The sequence below is a fragment of the Streptococcus cristatus genome (genome assembly GCF_001588905.1).
GTDB classification, from domain to species: domain Bacteria; phylum Bacillota; class Bacilli; order Lactobacillales; family Streptococcaceae; genus Streptococcus; species Streptococcus cristatus_N.
Genome location: NZ_LAWH01000036.1, coordinates 1 through 15,444 on the forward strand (window position 1 = coordinate 1; position 15,444 = coordinate 15,444).

Consider the following 15,444-nt stretch of genomic DNA (forward strand, 5'->3'; position numbering starts at 1 on the left):
GAGTGGGCTCTACTAGGCTGATTTCATCAGCTTTTACAGCCCTACTCAACTGTGCGGAGGTGGGACAACGAAATCGAATTCTAACGAATTACCGATTTCTGTCCCACTCTCTTTTTGGTTTTAAATCAGGATTTCTCCTAGTTCAAAATGTGTGCTTGAGTCCTCATAGGCGCCCAAATATGATATAATAAAAGTAATATTAGCAAGGCAGGTAAAATATGTATATCGAAATGGTGGATGAAACCGGTCAGGTTTCTCAAGAAATCATCAAGCAAACTCAGGAAATCTTAGAGTTTGCGGCTCAGAAAACGGGCAAAGAAAATAAGGAAATGGCTGTGACTTTTGTGGACAATGAGCGCAGCCATGAGCTCAACTTGGAATACCGAGACACAGATCGGCCGACGGATGTCATCAGTTTGGAATACAAGCCAGAGCTGGATATTGCCTTTGATGAGGAAGATTTGGCAGAAAATCCTGAGCTGGCTGAGATGCTGGAGGACTTTGACGCTTATATCGGCGAGCTCTTCATTTCTGTGGACAAGGCGCGGGAGCAGGCAGAAGAATACGGCCACAGCTTTGAGCGGGAGATGGGCTTTTTGGCGGTGCATGGTTTTCTGCATATCAATGGCTATGATCATTATACGCCGGAAGAAGAAGCAGAAATGTTTGGCTTACAGGAAGAAATTTTGACAGCTTATGGACTTACAAGACAATAACAATAACAAGCGCAAGTGGAAAAATCGAGATGTCATATCGAGTTTGGAGTTCGCTCTGACGGGGATTTTCACCGCTTTTAAGGAAGAAAAGAATATGCGGAGCCATGTTCTTTCAGCTTTAGCTGCCATTATTGCAGGTCTGATTTTTCGGATTTCAGCGACGGAGTGGCTCTTATTGCTGCTAAGTATTTTTTTGGTGATCGCTTTTGAAATCATGAATTCAGCTGTTGAAAATGTTGTGGATCTGGCTAGTGATTATCACTTTTCTATGCGGGCTAAGAATGCCAAGGATATGGCAGCTGGTGCAGTTTTGGTGGTTTCTGGTTTTGCAGTTATCACAGGTTTGATTATTTTTCTGCCAAAACTGTGGGATATTATTTTTTAGAGAAGGAATAGAACAATGACTTTTAAATCAGGCTTTGTAGCCATTTTAGGCCGACCAAATGTCGGCAAATCAACTTTTTTGAATCATGTCATGGGGCAAAAGATTGCCATCATGAGTGACAAGGCTCAGACGACCCGCAATAAGATCATGGGCATTTATACGACGGATAAGGAGCAGATTGTCTTTATCGACACGCCGGGAATCCACAAGCCTAAGACGGCTTTAGGCGATTTCATGGTGGAAGCAGCTTACAGTACGCTGCGTGAGGTGGACACGGTTCTCTTCATGGTACCGGCAGATGAGCCGCGTGGCAAGGGCGATGACATGATTATCGAACGCCTGAAAGCGGCTAAGGTGCCAGTGATCTTGGTGGTCAATAAGATTGATAAAATCCATCCGGATCAGCTCTTGGCGCAAATTGATGATTTCCGTCAGCAGATGGACTTCAAAGAAATCGTTCCGATTTCGGCTCTGCAGGGCAACAATGTTTCCCGTTTAATTGACATCCTTAGTGAAAATCTAGAGGAAGGTTTCCAATATTTCCCAGAAGATCAGATTACCGACCATCCAGAGCGCTTCTTGGTTTCAGAAATGATTCGCGAGAAGGTTCTACACCTGACTCGTGAAGAAATTCCCCATTCAGTCGCGGTGGTTGTTGACAGCATGAAGCGAGACGAGGAGACGGACAAGGTCCATATCCGAGCGACGATCATGGTCGAGCGAGACAGCCAAAAAGGCATTATCATCGGTAAAGGTGGCTCCATGCTCAAGAAAATCGGTTCTATGGCTCGACGAGATATTGAGCTCATGCTTGGAGACAAGGTCTTCCTTGAAACCTGGGTCAAGGTCAAGAAAAACTGGCGGGACAAGAAGCTGGATTTGGCAGACTTTGGCTATAATGAGAAGGAATATTAAAAGAGAATTGGTTTTAAACCAATTTTCTTAGTTTTAGAATTATCGTTTTACAATATTTCTTGACCGAATTGAATTATTGTTTTATAATAATTATAAGAATAAATTATCGTAAAACAATAAGGAGGCAAGCTATGAAAATGCAAATTTTGAAGCAAGTGATATCCACAATTACCTTCTTGGTACAAGTATTTTGTGCCTTCTGGTTTTTAGCTAGAGGTTTTGTAGGCATTATCTTGATGATTTATAACTGGCAATTAACTGCTACTCCACTTGGAGAATTATTGAGGTTATCTTATGAGATGATCTGGTTGGGGTTGCTTCCTATTTTGCTTTTTGGACTGATTCGACGATTTTTACACAGCATGATAAACCATCAACTTTTTACGGATGAAAGTTATAGGCTTAGCAAATACATGTTAATTTTAGTCACTTGTTTACCTATTGGAAGTGTCATATGGGATATTTTTATCGGACAAAGATCTATACAGACTTGGCTAGAGCTTGTAGATAATATATTTCTTCCCTATATGAATAGTCTGGCTTTGGTAATTGTCCTAGGGGTCTTGCATCTTGTCATAAAAAACGGGAAGACAATTCAAGAAGATGTAGATGGTTTTGTGTAATGGGAAAAATTAAGGTTAATTTAGATAAAGTGTTGGAAGAAAAAGGCCTGACCTCGAAAGAATTGGCGACCATTATTGGTATTACACAAGCAAATTTGTCCATTTTAAAAACAGGTAAAGCTAAAGGTATTCGCTTTGCAACCTTGCTGGCTATCTGTGAAACGCTGGATTGTCAGCCTGCTGATATTTTAGAGTATATTTCTGACTAATAAATAGAATAAGAAAGGAGCTTTATGCCTGAATTACCTGAAGTGGAAACGGTTCGGCGTGGTCTGGAACGTCTGGTTGTTGGCAAGACGATTGGGCAGGTGCGGGTCCGTTATGCTAAGATGATTGGTACAGGAGTGGATAGCTTTGTCCATGACTTGCCAGGTCAGACCATTGAAAAGATTGGCCGTCGGGGCAAGTATTTGCTCTTTTACCTGACGGATGGAGTGCTGGTTTCCCATCTGCGAATGGAAGGTAAGTATCTTTTTTATCCTGATGCGGTGCCTGAGCGCAAGCATGCTCATATCTTTTTTGAGATGACGGATGGTGGGACGCTTGTTTATGAGGATGTCCGCAAGTTTGGGACCATGGAATTGCTGAGAAAGGACCAACTGGAGGCTTATTTTACTGCCAGAAAGCTGGGTCCTGAGCCGACAGAAACGGACTTTCTTTTGCTGCCTTTTACTGCAGCTTTGAGTCGTTCCAAGAAGCCCATCAAACCCTATTTGCTGGAGCAGACCTTAGTCGTTGGGTTAGGGAATATCTATGTAGACGAGGCCCTTTGGCGGGCGCGGATTCATCCGGCAAGGCCAGCAGCTAGTCTGAAACCAGCTGAAGTCAAGCGGCTGCGTGAGCAGATTATAGAAGTTTTGCAGCTTGGGATTGAAAAGAGAGGCTCGACCATTCGGACCTATCGCAATGCTTTGGGCGAAGATGGCACGATGCAGGATTTTCTGCAGGTCTATGGAAAGACTGGTCAGCCTTGTGCTAGATGTGGCAGTCCGATTGAGAAAATCAAGCTAGGTGGACGCGGTACTCATCTCTGCCCTCATTGTCAAAAAGCGAGGTGATTGTCATGGCAAAAATTATCGGGATTACGGGTGGCATTGCTTCGGGTAAGTCAACAGTGACAGAGTTTTTGCGGCAGCAGGGCTACAAAGTCATTGATGCGGATCAAGTGGTGCATGAGCTACAGGAGCCGGGGGGACGACTTTATCAAGCTCTTTTATCTACTTTTGGCTCAGCTATCTTACAGGAAGATGGTCGCTTGGACCGCCCCAAGCTGGGAGCCATGATTTTTGGGAATCCAGACCTCTTGGCGCAGTCTAGCCAGCTTCAGAACGAAATAATCCGAGAGGAGTTGGCTCACAGGCGTGACCTACTAGCAGAGACAGAAGCTGTCTTTTTCATGGATCTTCCCTTGTTGTTTGAGTTAGAATATGATAACTGGTTTGACCAAATCTGGCTGGTGGATGTGACGGAGGAAACTCAGCTCAGTCGTCTTATGGCTCGAAACGATCTCAGTCAGGAAGAAGCAGAAAAACGCATAGCGGCACAGCTATCTTTAAAAGAAAAACGAAAGAGGGCGGACATGCTGATTGATAATAATAGCTTGCTTGAGGGAACACGACAGCAGATTTGCGATGCTTTGCAGAAATTAGAAAGAAGATGATTCTATCACGATACAAGTAAATTGGAAACATAATCTGAAAATCGCTTGGTTTGGCAACTTCCTGACAGGTGCCAGTATTTCCCTGGTCACTCCTTTCATGCCGCTGTTTGTGGAGCAGCTGGGTGCTAGCGGTCATGAGGTGGAGTATTATGCAGGTCTGGGTATTGCCCTTTCGGCTGTATCAGCGGCCTTTCTCTCTCCTGTCTGGGGTAGTTTGGCTGATCGCTATGGCCGTAAACCTATGATGATTCGGGCTGCTACGGCTATGGTCTTTACCATGGGCGGCATTGCCTTTGTGCCTAATATTTTTTGGCTCTTGGTCTTACGCTTTCTCAACGGTGTTTTTGCGGGCTATGTGCCAAACAGCACAGCCTTGATTGCCAGTCAGGCTCCTAAGGAAAAGACTGGTTATGCGCTGGGAACTTTGGCAACAGGTGTTGTTGCGGGTAATCTTATGGGGCCCTTGATTGGTGGAGTGATTGCTGAAGTCTTTGGCATCCGCAATGTCTTTCTACTGATTGGCTTTTTCTTTCTGATTGCGACCCTGATGACGGCTGCTTTCATCAGAGAAGATTTTAGACCAGTTACCAAGGAAGAGGAGATTGGCTTTGGGGATCTCATTCGTCAGATTAGATATCCCAGGCTCTTACCTACTCTTTTTCTGACTAGCTTTGTGATCCAGTTTGCAGCCCAGTCTATTGGCCCAATTCTTTCCCTTTACATTCGGGAGTTGGGTCAAACGGACAATCTGATTTTTGTATCTGGCCTGATTGTTTCAAGTATGGGACTGTCCAGTATGCTGAGCTCGAGTATTTTAGGTCGTATGGGGGATCGGATGGGCAATCATCGTTTGCTGGTTTTAGCTCAGTTTTATTCCATTATCATTTACCTGCTTTGTGCTCATGCAGGCTCTTCGCTCCAACTCGGTTTTTACCGTTTCTTGTTTGGTTTAGGAACGGGAGCCTTGGTTCCGGGGGTCAATGCTCTATTAAGTAAAATCACGCCTAAGTTTGGGATTTCTCGAATCTTTAGCTACAACCAGATTTTCTTTTATCTGGGTGGTGTCATTGGCCCCATGTCAGGATCGGCTATTGCAGCGACAGCAGGCTATCATTCAGTCTTTTATGCTACAGCAGGCTTAGTGGGACTGAGTCTCCTTATCAACCTTTTTTGTTTTGGAAATTTATTGAAAAAGAAGGAAATCTAGTGCGCGTTAAAATTCATTTGAAATGCTCCAGTTGCGGCAGTCAGAATTATCTGACTAGTAAGAATAGTAAGACTCATCCTGATAAGATTGAGGTATTGAAGTACTGCCCCAAGGAAAGAAAAGTAACCTTACATCTTGAATCTAAATAGATTTTATGATAAAATAGAAAGGATTTTAAGGAGTTTTATTTATGTATAGCCTATTATTAACGATTTTAGTCATTTTATCAGGTTTTATTGTCATTGCTATTTTCATGCAACCAACTAAAAACCAATCTAGTAACGTGTTTGATTCGAGTGCCAACGACCTTTTTGAGCGGTCTAAAGCACGTGGATTTGAAGCTGTGATGCAGCGTTTGACCGGATTATTGATCTTCGTCTGGTTACTGATTGCCTTGATATTGGCAGTATTATCTAGTAAATAAAATGGGCTCTGACTTTGTCTTGGCCTTTTTTTAAAGTTTAAAAGGGGCAATAACAAGAGTCCCTCATAGTATAGAAAGAAAGTATGAAAGCAGAAATTATAGAATATTTAAAAGAAAAGCAGCAGGCCAGTGTGAATGAGCTGTCAGCTGCTTTGGGGAAAGAGTCTTCCAAGGACTTTAGTGCCTTGGTCAAGATGATCTCCCAAATGGAAAGAAAGCATCAGATTCGCTTTGATGATGAGGGGCGGATTGAGCTTTACGAGAAGAAAAAACAGGAGCGTCTGACGCTCAAGGGTATTTTTCATGCCCACAAAAATGGCTTTGGCTTTGTCACCCTGAATGAAGAAGAGGATGATCTTTTTGTCAGCCGTAATGATGTCAATCATGCCATTGATGGCGATACGGTGGAAGTGGTCATTACTAAGGTGGCAGATCGTATCAAGGGAACGTCAGCCGAAGCTAAGATTATCGATATTTTGGAGCACAGCCTGACGTCAGCGGTTGGCCAGCTGGTGTTAGATGAGGAAAAGCCCAAGTATGCGGGCTATATCCGCTCGAAAAATCAGAAAATCCGCCAGCCTATTTATGTCAAAAAACCAGCCATGGTTTTGGATGGCACAGAGGTGCTTAAGGTCGCTATTGACAAATATCCAACCAAGAAACACGATTTCTTTGTGGCTAGTCTGATTGATGTAGTCGGTCATGTCAACGATCCAGGTATAGATGTACTGGAAGTGCTGGAGTCGATGGATATTGTCTCCGAATTTCCAGAAAAGGTCTTGGAAGAAGCTGAGCGAGTTCCAGACGCACCGACGGAGAGTGATTTGGAAGGACGTTTGGACCTGCGTGAAGAGATTACCTTCACCATCGATGGAGCAGATGCCAAGGACTTGGACGATGCGGTTCATATCAAGCGCCTGAAAAATGGCAACTTTGAGCTGGGCGTCCACATCGCAGATGTATCCTACTATGTCAAAGAAGGCTCTGAGCTGGACAAGGAAGCCCTCAATCGGGCAACCTCAGTCTATGTGACTGACCGCGTGGTGCCTATGCTGCCAGAGCGCCTGTCCAACGGTATCTGCTCGCTCAATCCCAATGTGGACCGTCTGACCCAGTCGGCTATCATGGAGATTGATGCCAAGGGGTGCGTGGTCAAGCATGCCATCACCCAGACTGTTATCAAGACGACCTTCCGCATGACCTACAGTGATGTCAACGACATCATCGCAGGTGATGAGGAAAAGGCTGCGCAGTTTAAGGACATTGTACCTAGCATAGACAGCATGGTGCGTCTGCATGAGATTCTAGAAAGCATGCGTTTTAAACGCGGTGCGCTCAACTTTGACACCAATGAAGCTAAAATTATCGTCAACAAGGAAGGCCGGCCGGTGGATATTGTCCTGCGTCAGCGTGGGATTGCTGAGCGCATGATTGAGTCCTTTATGCTGGTAGCGAATGAGACAGTAGCTGAGCATTTTGCTAAGCTGAATCTGCCCTTCATCTATAGGATCCACGAGGAGCCTAAGGCGGAGAAGGTGCAGAAGTTTATCGACTACGCCTCTAGCTTTGGCATTCGGATATATGGGACGGCTAACTCTATGAGTCAGCAGGCTCTGCAGGATATTATGGAGGCGGTCAAAGATCAGCCTTATGAGGATATTCTATCTATGATGCTTCTGCGCTCCATGCAGCAGGCTCGCTACTCTGAGCACAATCACGGCCATTATGGTCTGGCAGCGGAGTTTTATACGCATTTCACCAGTCCGATTCGCCGCTATCCAGACCTTCTGGTTCATCGGATGGTGCGGGATTATAGCAAGTCTAAAGAAATAGCAGAGCATTTTGAGAAAGTGATTCCAGAGATTGCCAGTCAGTCTTCCAGCCGAGAGCGTCGGGCTATCGAAGCCGAGCGTGAAGTCGAAGCTATGAAGAAGGCTGAGTACATGGAAGAATTCGTTGGAGAAGAGTTTGACGGCGTGGTTTCAAGCGTGGTTAAGTTTGGTCTCTTCGTCGAACTGCCCAATACGGTCGAAGGCTTGATTCATGTCACTAACCTGCCAGAGTTTTACAGCTACAATGAGCGGACGATGACCCTGCAAGGAGAAAAGTCTGGCGTGGTCTTCAAGGTCGGTCAGCAGATTCGCATCAAGCTGGTCCGAGCGGATAAGGCTACAGGCGAGATTGACTTTGAATACCTGCCAAGTGAATTTGACCTGGTAGAAAAGACTGGAAAGAGTGGCAGAGGCAGGTCAGGGAGAAATAGACGCCGCGAAGATGACAAGCGCAGCCATTCTTCCAAAGAAAAAGGCAACAGAGATAAGAAAGATAAGAAGTCCAAGAAAGGCAAGAGCCAGAAGGCATTTTACAAGGAACTAGTCAAGAAAGGAGCCAAGCATGGCAAAGGGAGAAGGAAAGGTCGTCGCGCAAAATAAGAAGGCCAGACACGACTACACCATCGTAGATACCATCGAGGCTGGCATGGTGCTGACAGGGACGGAAATCAAGAGTGTCCGTGCCGCCCGCATCAATCTCAAAGACGGCTTTGCCCAAATCAAGAACGGTGAGGCCTGGCTCAGCAATGTCCATATTGCGCCTTATGAAGAGGGCAATATCTGGAACCAAGAGCCTGAGCGCCGCAGAAAGCTGCTGCTGCATAAGAAGCAGATCCAAAAGCTGGAGCAGGAGACCAAGGGAACCGGCATGACGCTGGTGCCGCTCAAGGTCTATCTCAAGGACGGCTATGCCAAGCTGCTCCTGGGCTTAGCCAAAGGGAAGCACGACTATGACAAGCGCGAATCCATCAAACGCCGCGAGCAAAACCGCGACATTGCAAGACAGATGAAGAACTTTAATACAAGATGAAAGACTGGGTGACCGGTCTTTTTTAACATTCAACTATGATTTTGGATTTATGCTATAATGGAGATAAGGTTTGAGGATGATTGAGAAAAGGAGAATAAAATGAAGAAGCAAGAAATACGTAACTGGAGTTGGTGCAGGAGGAAACTGATACGATGAGGAAGATATTAAAAAATAAGCGTGTTTTTCAATTTGTGTTTGCTAGCCTAATTCTTATCCCTTTTATTATAGTAGGTACTGTTGGGTTACAACAATTATTTAAAGAACCTGAAAAAGTCGAATATTCTGAAAAAGTCGAATATTCTATTGAGAAATACCATTCTGTAAAGGAAAACGTATATTTTTTCGGGAATCAACGAAAATTCGTCTTATTGAGAAGAGGTTCTAATGTGAATTTTGGGGGCGAATTTTATCTCTATACAACCGAGCGGAAAGTGATGACAAATAAATATGGAGTTGATTTAACCAAAAGAAAAAACATGCCCAAATCAGATTATTGGAAGATTCGTCTTTATGACTATAGAACAGAAGACTTAGTCGTTAAAGAAGTGGATCTAAACAAAGTAGTCGCAGACTATGATAGTAATTTTTTTCCAATTGATTTCAAGATTTTTACCTATCGTGATAATCCTAAAAACACCATCAATATAGAAGTCAAAGATAATCAAGGTGATAGGAAAATCTTAATTTTAAACATTGATAGTGGAAAAGTAGGAGTAGTGAATCAACTGCGTTCAGATATGTATGAAGCGGGTCCTTACTTTGATTATACGACACTGGATCAGTATGCAGAAGATAAGGGGTATGTAGTAGGTCGGCTCATTAATAGTTCTTTGCCTTTTAAAGAGGAGGGCAAGGTTATTGATACCAACATCAATCTCTTTGAGGAATATCCTGAAATTGAGAAAAAAATAACTGAAGGAGATTGGAGTCTTTATCCTCAAGTAGAATACGTGACCCTAGAGGAATGGTATGACAAAGTTTTGTACTGGATGGCGCCTAAGGGAGAAGAGAAACTGACGATTTATGGTATAGATAGTAAGGGTCAGGTTTCTGATACCCCACTTACGACTTATGCAGAATATCAAGCCTGGGTTGAAAAACAACGATCAGAAAGGAATATAAATGAAACGAATTGATCCTGAGAGAATAAAGAGTATAAAAGCGCGAGTTCACCAAACTCCGCGAGCAAAACCGCAACATGGCAAGACAAATGAAGAACTTTAATACAAGATGAGAGATCTTCAGGACAAGCTGTCGTATAAGATACAGGGATATAATTTATAAAATAAAACTTAATGTATGATATGAGCAAGAATTGACTACTGAATCATTTCTTGCTTTTTTGCTAGCGAGACCTTGATTGATCTGGTACTTGTAAAGTCTGCCCTTTTCGAGTATGATAAAGTCAGTTGAAATTTTAAAGTTTTGCTTTCAGAGAAAGGATTTTTTATGACAGAAGAATTACTAGCCTATAAACGTATGCCAGTGTGGACTGCTGAGACCATGCCAGAAGCAGTCAAGAGAAAGCACAATACCAAGGAAGGAACTTGGGGCAAAATTACTGTTCTCAAGGGACGTCTTAAGTTTGTCGAGATGTCAGAGGAAGGTGAGGAGCTGGCTGAGCACATCTTTGAAGCTGGTCAGGACAATCCTTTTGCCCAGCCCCAAGCTTGGCATCGGGTCGAAGCCTTGACAGATGATTTGGAGTGGTATTTGGAGTTTTACTGTCGGCCTGAGGATTACTTCCCTAAGAAATACGGTAGCAATCCAGTGCACTCAGAGGTTTTGGAAGCTATGCAGACGGTTCGACCAGGACGGGCCTTAGATCTCGGCTGTGGTCAAGGTCGCAATGCTCTCTTTCTGGCCAAGCAGGGCTTTGAAGTGACAGCTGTAGATCAGAATGAGCTGGCACTGGAAATTTTACGTAGTATTGTGGAGCAGGAGGATTTAGATCTGCCAGTGGGTAATTACGATATCAATTCAGCTAGTCTGACTCAGACTTATGATTTGATCGTTTCCACCGTTGTTCTGATGTTCCTGCAGGCGGAGCGGATTCCAGATATTATCCGCAATATGCAAGAGCATACAGCGCTTGGCGGCTACAATCTCATCGTCTGTGCCATGGATACAGAAGACTTCCCATGCTCTGTTCCCTTTCCATTTACTTTTAAGGAAGGTGAGCTTGCTGAGTATTATAAAGACTGGGAGCTGGTTAAGTACAATGAAAATCCTGGGCACCTCCATCGCCGTGATGAAAACGGTAATCGAATTCAGCTCCGCTTTGCGACTATGCTGGCTAAAAAAGTGAGATAAATTCCTTTAAAGCTCAAGTCGGCTCTGCCAAAATCTATAGTGAATTGCTTATAAAGATTTTATAGCAGGATATTTTCTGATAAGATAAAAAATAATAGCCTCTCCTCTAAATAAGATGGGGCTATTTTTTAGTTTATCTGGTCTGGATTGATAAAAAAGTAGAGGAAATATAGATTAGATAAAAAATATACACAATTTTGTGTAAACGCTTGCAAAAAGATTAGAAAGAGAGTATACTAAAGTAGGAATGTTAAGGTATTACGGTTTATGTTGTTTAGACTGAGAGTTGATTCCAGCCCCGCAGATAGTCAAAAGGAGATAGACTATGAAGAAAATACTGTTCAAACTAATGTTCCTTGCGATGTTAGTTGCTCTCTTACCTGTTCATATTGCGCAGGCTTGTTCTGCTTTTATTGTCGGTAAAGACCTGACAGCAGATGGCTCTACTCTATTTGGTCGGACAGAGGACTATCCATACGCCCCTGACGGTGGTCGGCACAATCAAAACTATGTAGTTGTGCCAGCTAAGACCTATAAAGATGGCGATAAGATAGAAGATGAGTCAAATGGCTTTACCTATCCTCATTTGGCGAATGAAATGAAATACACAGCTGTCTACGACTCTGATCGTGACAACGGAAGTAACGGAAACTTCGCTGCGCATGGCTTTAATGAACTTGGTGTAGCTATGACAGCGACCGTTTCAGCAACACCAAATGATAAAGTGTTAAAAGAAGATCCACTTGTAAAAGATGGTCTTCCAGAAGCATCATTAGTTGACCTGGCTTTGCCTCGTGCAAAAACAGCACGTGAAGTTATTGAGACAGTTGCGAAAGTTCTAGACGAAAAAGGATCAGCAGAAGGAAATATCATCGTTGCAGCAGATAAGAATGAGCTGTGGTACATGGAAATCCTGTCTGGTCACCAATATGTAGCCATCAAATTCCCAACAAATAAGTATGCTGTCTTTGCGAACACTTACTATCTTGGTCATGTTGACTTGAACGATAAGGAAAATGTCATTGCTTCTAAAGATGTGGAAGAAGTAGCTAAAAAAGCAGACAACTATAAGACCGACAAAGATGGCAACTTTATGATTGCTAAGTCTTATGGACCAGATAAATATATGGAACGTAACCGTTCTCGGACCTATGCAGGTATCAAGTGGATGGATCCACAAGCAAAAGTAAATTATGACGATGAAGCTTTTGATCTCTTGCGCGAACCAACTGATCCAAATAAGAAATACACAGTTCATGATGTGATCGCTGAACAAAGAAATCGTTTTGAACACTTGCCAGAATATAAAGCGGATGACTTAGTTGAAGTCGGTAAGAAGATCGATGGCAATGTCTACAAATATGCGCTAGGTAACGAAAACGTAATCGACGCCCACGTCTATCAAATCAAACCAAACCTACCAAATGCCTTTGGCGGTGTTATGTGGCTGGGTCTGGCACAAAGTCGCAACACACCATATGTACCATTATACGGTAATGTAGAAGATACTTACGAAGCTTTCAAGAACCGTTCTACTAAATATGACGGAAAATCTTGGTATTGGACTGTTTGGCATATTGACCAAATGGTTATGAAATATCCAGAAATTTTTGGTAACAGCATCCAAGAAAAATGGAAAGCAAAAGAAGCTGAATGGGATAAAGAACAAACCGAACGCGACGCCAAATATGCAAACTACACAGATGAACAAGCCAAAGCCGCTGGACCAGAGGTGACGAAGGAAGCCTTGGAACGCTCAGAAAAAATCTTTAAAGAAATCAAAGCAGTCGAAGCAGAGATGGAAGAAAAGATTAAGAAGGAAAAAGGTAAAGATGCAGATCTTGTCTATACAGGCTATAACAAAGCGAATCTCCTAGCTGAAGCAGAAAAAGGAAAATCAGCGGATAAAGCTAGCGATACGAAGAAAGATAGCTCAAGTCAAACTACTTGGATTGTCATCGGCGTATTGGTTGTTCTAGTTGCTGGATTCTTCGGATACAAACAATTTAATAAAAAGAAGGAGGAAGAATAAATTTTGAAAGAAAAGCTAGAAGTTTAAGACTTCTGGCTTTTTTCCTTTCTCAGATAATAAATCTATATCCTAAAATACTTAGTAAGGAGATGAGGATAGAAGATTAGAATTGTCAAAAAACTAGGCTCCATCTTGCTTTTAGCGGTAAATTGCTATAAAATAGATAGGGTTAAACATCAATACTTTTATATTGCAAATAGGAGAAAAGATGACAAAAAAATTAAAACGTCCAGAGGTGCTGTCACCAGCTGGTACGTTAGAAAAGTTGAAAGTAGCTGTTCGCTATGGAGCAGATGCTGTTTTTATTGGTGGTCAAGCCTATGGCTTGCGTAGTCGTGCGGGAAACTTCACTTTTGAGCAAATGGAAGAAGGTGTCCAATTTGCGGCTGAGCATGGTGCCAAGGTCTATGTAGCGGCCAATATGGTCATGCACGAAGGAAACGAAGCAGGTGCTGGAGAATGGTTCCGTCGTTTGCGGGATATCGGGATTGCGGCTGTTATTGTTTCTGACCCGGCCTTGATTGCGATTGCAGCTTCTGAAGCACCTGGTCTGGAGATTCATTTGTCAACTCAGGCTAGTGCAACCAACTATGAGACGCTTGAGTTTTGGAAAAATCTTGGTTTGACACGGGTCGTTTTGGCGCGTGAGGTTTCCATGGCTGAGCTAGCTGAGATTCGCAAGCGTACCGATGTAGAAATCGAAGCCTTCGTTCATGGAGCGATGTGTATTTCTTACTCTGGCCGTTGTACCCTTTCCAATCATATGAGCATGCGCGACGCCAATCGTGGCGGTTGCTCGCAATCTTGTCGTTGGAAATACGATTTGTATGACATGCCTTTCGGACAAGAACGCAAGAGTTTGAAGGGGGAAATTCCAGAAGAATTTTCTATGTCAGCTGTTGATATGTCCATGATTGACCGTATTCCTGATATGATTGAAAATGGTGTCGATAGTTTGAAAATCGAAGGTCGGATGAAGTCCATTCACTACGTTTCTACGGTGACAAACTGCTACAAAGCAGCTGTGGACGCCTATTTGGAAAGCCCAGAAAAATTTGAAGCTATTAAGCAAGATCTAGTAGATGAAATGTGGAAAGTAGCTCAACGCGAGCTGGCAACTGGTTTTTACTACCATACGCCAACTGAGAATGAGCAGCTTTTTGGAGCCCGTCGTAAGATTCCAGAATACAAGTTTGTAGCAGAAGTAGTTGCTTATGATGAGGCTACACAAACTGCGACTATTCGCCAGCGGAATGTCATCCATGAAGGCGATCAGGTGGAATTCTATGGACCTGGTTTCCGCCATTTTGAAACCTATATTACTGACCTCCATGATGAAAAAGGGAATAAGATCGACCGTGCGCCAAACCCAATGGAATTACTGACGATTACAGTTCCGCAGCCAGTCCAACCTGGTGATATGGTTCGTGCCCGCAAGGAAGGTTTAATCAATTTGTATAAAGAAGATGGCACTAGTGTGACTGTTCGGGCTTAATCAGGCGCGAAAGTTGGAGAATTGTGCTTATCAAGTAGATATTGCCTACATGGTGGATACGAATAGATAGTGGAAGACCTTATTCTAAAAATTCTGCTATTGCTTTTAAAAAATAAAACTCTTCAAATCGCTTTTGATTTGAAGAGTTATTTTTTGAATTTGCGGCTTTCGGGTCGAATATCTTTTCTCTGGGCTTCACGGATGTTATTGGGAACTAGACTGATGCGATGGATATCAGGCACACGGATAATGGTCGTCATGCTTTTTTTGAAATTTTTGACAATCAACTGTTGGCGGTCACGGTCATATTTGACAATATCTCCAGTAAAATTCTTATCCAGAAAAATAACATGGACACCAGAATTTTTCCGAAGAGCTAACTCAATCGTATGTAGGATATGACTCTTGTCATCCTCTTCCTGATCTGTCTTTTTATAATTGATAAACTCATTCGTCTTTTGTAAAATCATTTCGAGATATTTTTTCATAGATAAAATCTCCATAACTTGTTACAATATATTATATAATAAAATAAGTAAAAAAGTAAAATCTTTTACGAATAATGAGATAGAAAGTAGAAAAGAGGTAAAGTATGGCAGATTTTAAATTTGAAATCGAGGAAAAATTGCTCGTTTTATCAGAAAATGAAAAAGGTTGGACCAAGGAGCTCAACCGCGTAAGTTTTAACGGTGCACCTGCCAAGTACGATATTCGCACTTGGAGTCCTGACCACAGCAAGATGGGCAAGGGCATTACCCTTTCTAATGAAGAATTTCAAGTTCTTTTGGATGCATTTAAAAACGGATAGACTG

General features: G+C 42.8%; 18 protein-coding genes. 17 read left to right on the plus strand and 1 reads right to left on the minus strand.

Annotated elements, in window-relative coordinates; all coding sequences use genetic code 11:
- Positions 1–218 precede the first annotated feature (218 nt).
- From ybeY to A0765_RS07520, 16 genes are all read left to right on the plus strand, one after another.
- Complete coding sequence (gene ybeY / locus A0765_RS07450) at positions 219–716, plus strand: rRNA maturation RNase YbeY (RefSeq protein ID WP_062005718.1); 498 nt, start codon at positions 219–221, stop codon at positions 714–716.
- A complete protein-coding gene (locus tag A0765_RS07455; protein WP_062005720.1) occupies positions 697–1,101 on the plus strand; it encodes a diacylglycerol kinase family protein in 405 nt (134 codons plus the stop codon). Before ybeY ends, A0765_RS07455 begins: the two co-directional genes overlap by 20 nt.
- 15 nt (positions 1,102–1,116) lie before the next feature.
- Positions 1,117–2,016 carry a GTPase Era gene (gene era, locus A0765_RS07460; protein WP_062005722.1) on the plus strand — a complete coding sequence of 300 codons (900 nt, stop codon included), beginning with the start codon at positions 1,117–1,119 and terminating at the stop codon, positions 2,014–2,016.
- A gap of 131 nt (positions 2,017–2,147) precedes the next feature.
- Positions 2,148–2,639: a hypothetical protein gene (locus tag A0765_RS07465; protein ID WP_062005724.1), complete on the plus strand. Its 492-nt coding sequence runs from the start codon at positions 2,148–2,150 to the stop codon at positions 2,637–2,639.
- Positions 2,639–2,848, plus strand: coding sequence for a helix-turn-helix domain-containing protein (locus A0765_RS07470; protein WP_005590727.1), 210 nt, complete (start codon positions 2,639–2,641; stop codon positions 2,846–2,848). The genes A0765_RS07465 and A0765_RS07470 overlap by 1 nt, the downstream gene beginning before the upstream one ends.
- Before the next feature lie 24 nt (positions 2,849–2,872).
- Entirely contained in the window at positions 2,873–3,697 is an 825-nt protein-coding gene (gene mutM, locus A0765_RS07475) for a DNA-formamidopyrimidine glycosylase (RefSeq protein ID WP_062005726.1), read from the plus strand.
- Positions 3,698–3,702: 5 nt separating this feature from the next.
- Positions 3,703–4,299, plus strand: a complete 597-nt coding sequence (coaE, locus tag A0765_RS07480) for a dephospho-CoA kinase (protein ID WP_062005727.1) — start codon at positions 3,703–3,705, stop codon at positions 4,297–4,299.
- Positions 4,300–4,309: 10 nt separating this feature from the next.
- The gene (locus A0765_RS07485; protein WP_371259520.1) at positions 4,310–5,506 is read left to right on the plus strand and encodes a multidrug efflux MFS transporter; all 1,197 of its coding nucleotides are present in this window, start codon (positions 4,310–4,312) and stop codon (positions 5,504–5,506) included.
- Positions 5,506–5,655 (plus strand): 50S ribosomal protein L33, encoded by a 150-nt coding sequence (rpmG, locus tag A0765_RS10020; protein ID WP_005590723.1) that lies wholly within the window; start codon positions 5,506–5,508, stop codon positions 5,653–5,655. The genes A0765_RS07485 and rpmG overlap by 1 nt, the downstream gene beginning before the upstream one ends.
- A gap of 41 nt (positions 5,656–5,696) precedes the next feature.
- On the plus strand, positions 5,697–5,930 hold the full coding sequence (gene secG, locus A0765_RS07490) for a preprotein translocase subunit SecG (RefSeq protein ID WP_061422549.1): 234 nt from the start codon (positions 5,697–5,699) through the stop codon (positions 5,928–5,930).
- 83 nt (positions 5,931–6,013) lie between these two features.
- On the plus strand, positions 6,014–8,362 hold the full coding sequence (rnr, locus tag A0765_RS07495) for a ribonuclease R (protein WP_062005732.1): 2,349 nt from the start codon (positions 6,014–6,016) through the stop codon (positions 8,360–8,362).
- Positions 8,325–8,792, plus strand: coding sequence for an SsrA-binding protein SmpB (smpB, locus tag A0765_RS07500; RefSeq protein WP_002894882.1), 468 nt, complete (start codon positions 8,325–8,327; stop codon positions 8,790–8,792). Before rnr ends, smpB begins: the two co-directional genes overlap by 38 nt.
- Before the next feature lie 152 nt (positions 8,793–8,944).
- Positions 8,945–9,928: a hypothetical protein gene (locus A0765_RS07505; RefSeq protein ID WP_235285270.1), complete on the plus strand. Its 984-nt coding sequence runs from the start codon at positions 8,945–8,947 to the stop codon at positions 9,926–9,928.
- A 313-nt stretch (positions 9,929–10,241) separates the two neighbouring features.
- A complete protein-coding gene (gene tehB / locus A0765_RS07510; protein ID WP_062005734.1) occupies positions 10,242–11,105 on the plus strand; it encodes an SAM-dependent methyltransferase TehB in 864 nt (287 codons plus the stop codon).
- A 325-nt stretch (positions 11,106–11,430) separates the two neighbouring features.
- Positions 11,431–13,137 carry a C69 family dipeptidase gene (locus tag A0765_RS07515; protein ID WP_062005736.1) on the plus strand — a complete coding sequence of 569 codons (1,707 nt, stop codon included), beginning with the start codon at positions 11,431–11,433 and terminating at the stop codon, positions 13,135–13,137.
- Positions 13,138–13,345: 208 nt separating this feature from the next.
- Positions 13,346–14,632 (plus strand): peptidase U32 family protein, encoded by a 1,287-nt coding sequence (locus A0765_RS07520; RefSeq protein WP_061422553.1) that lies wholly within the window; start codon positions 13,346–13,348, stop codon positions 14,630–14,632.
- A 146-nt stretch (positions 14,633–14,778) separates the two neighbouring features.
- Here A0765_RS07520 and A0765_RS07525 read toward each other — a convergent pair whose 3' ends face one another.
- Entirely contained in the window at positions 14,779–15,135 is a 357-nt protein-coding gene (locus A0765_RS07525) for a hypothetical protein (RefSeq protein WP_062005738.1), read from the minus strand.
- 89 nt (positions 15,136–15,224) lie between these two features.
- On the opposite strand from A0765_RS07525, the gene A0765_RS07530 reads away from it, so the two are divergent.
- Positions 15,225–15,440 (plus strand): YdbC family protein, encoded by a 216-nt coding sequence (locus tag A0765_RS07530; RefSeq protein WP_005590703.1) that lies wholly within the window; start codon positions 15,225–15,227, stop codon positions 15,438–15,440.
- Positions 15,441–15,444: the final 4 nt, after the last annotated feature.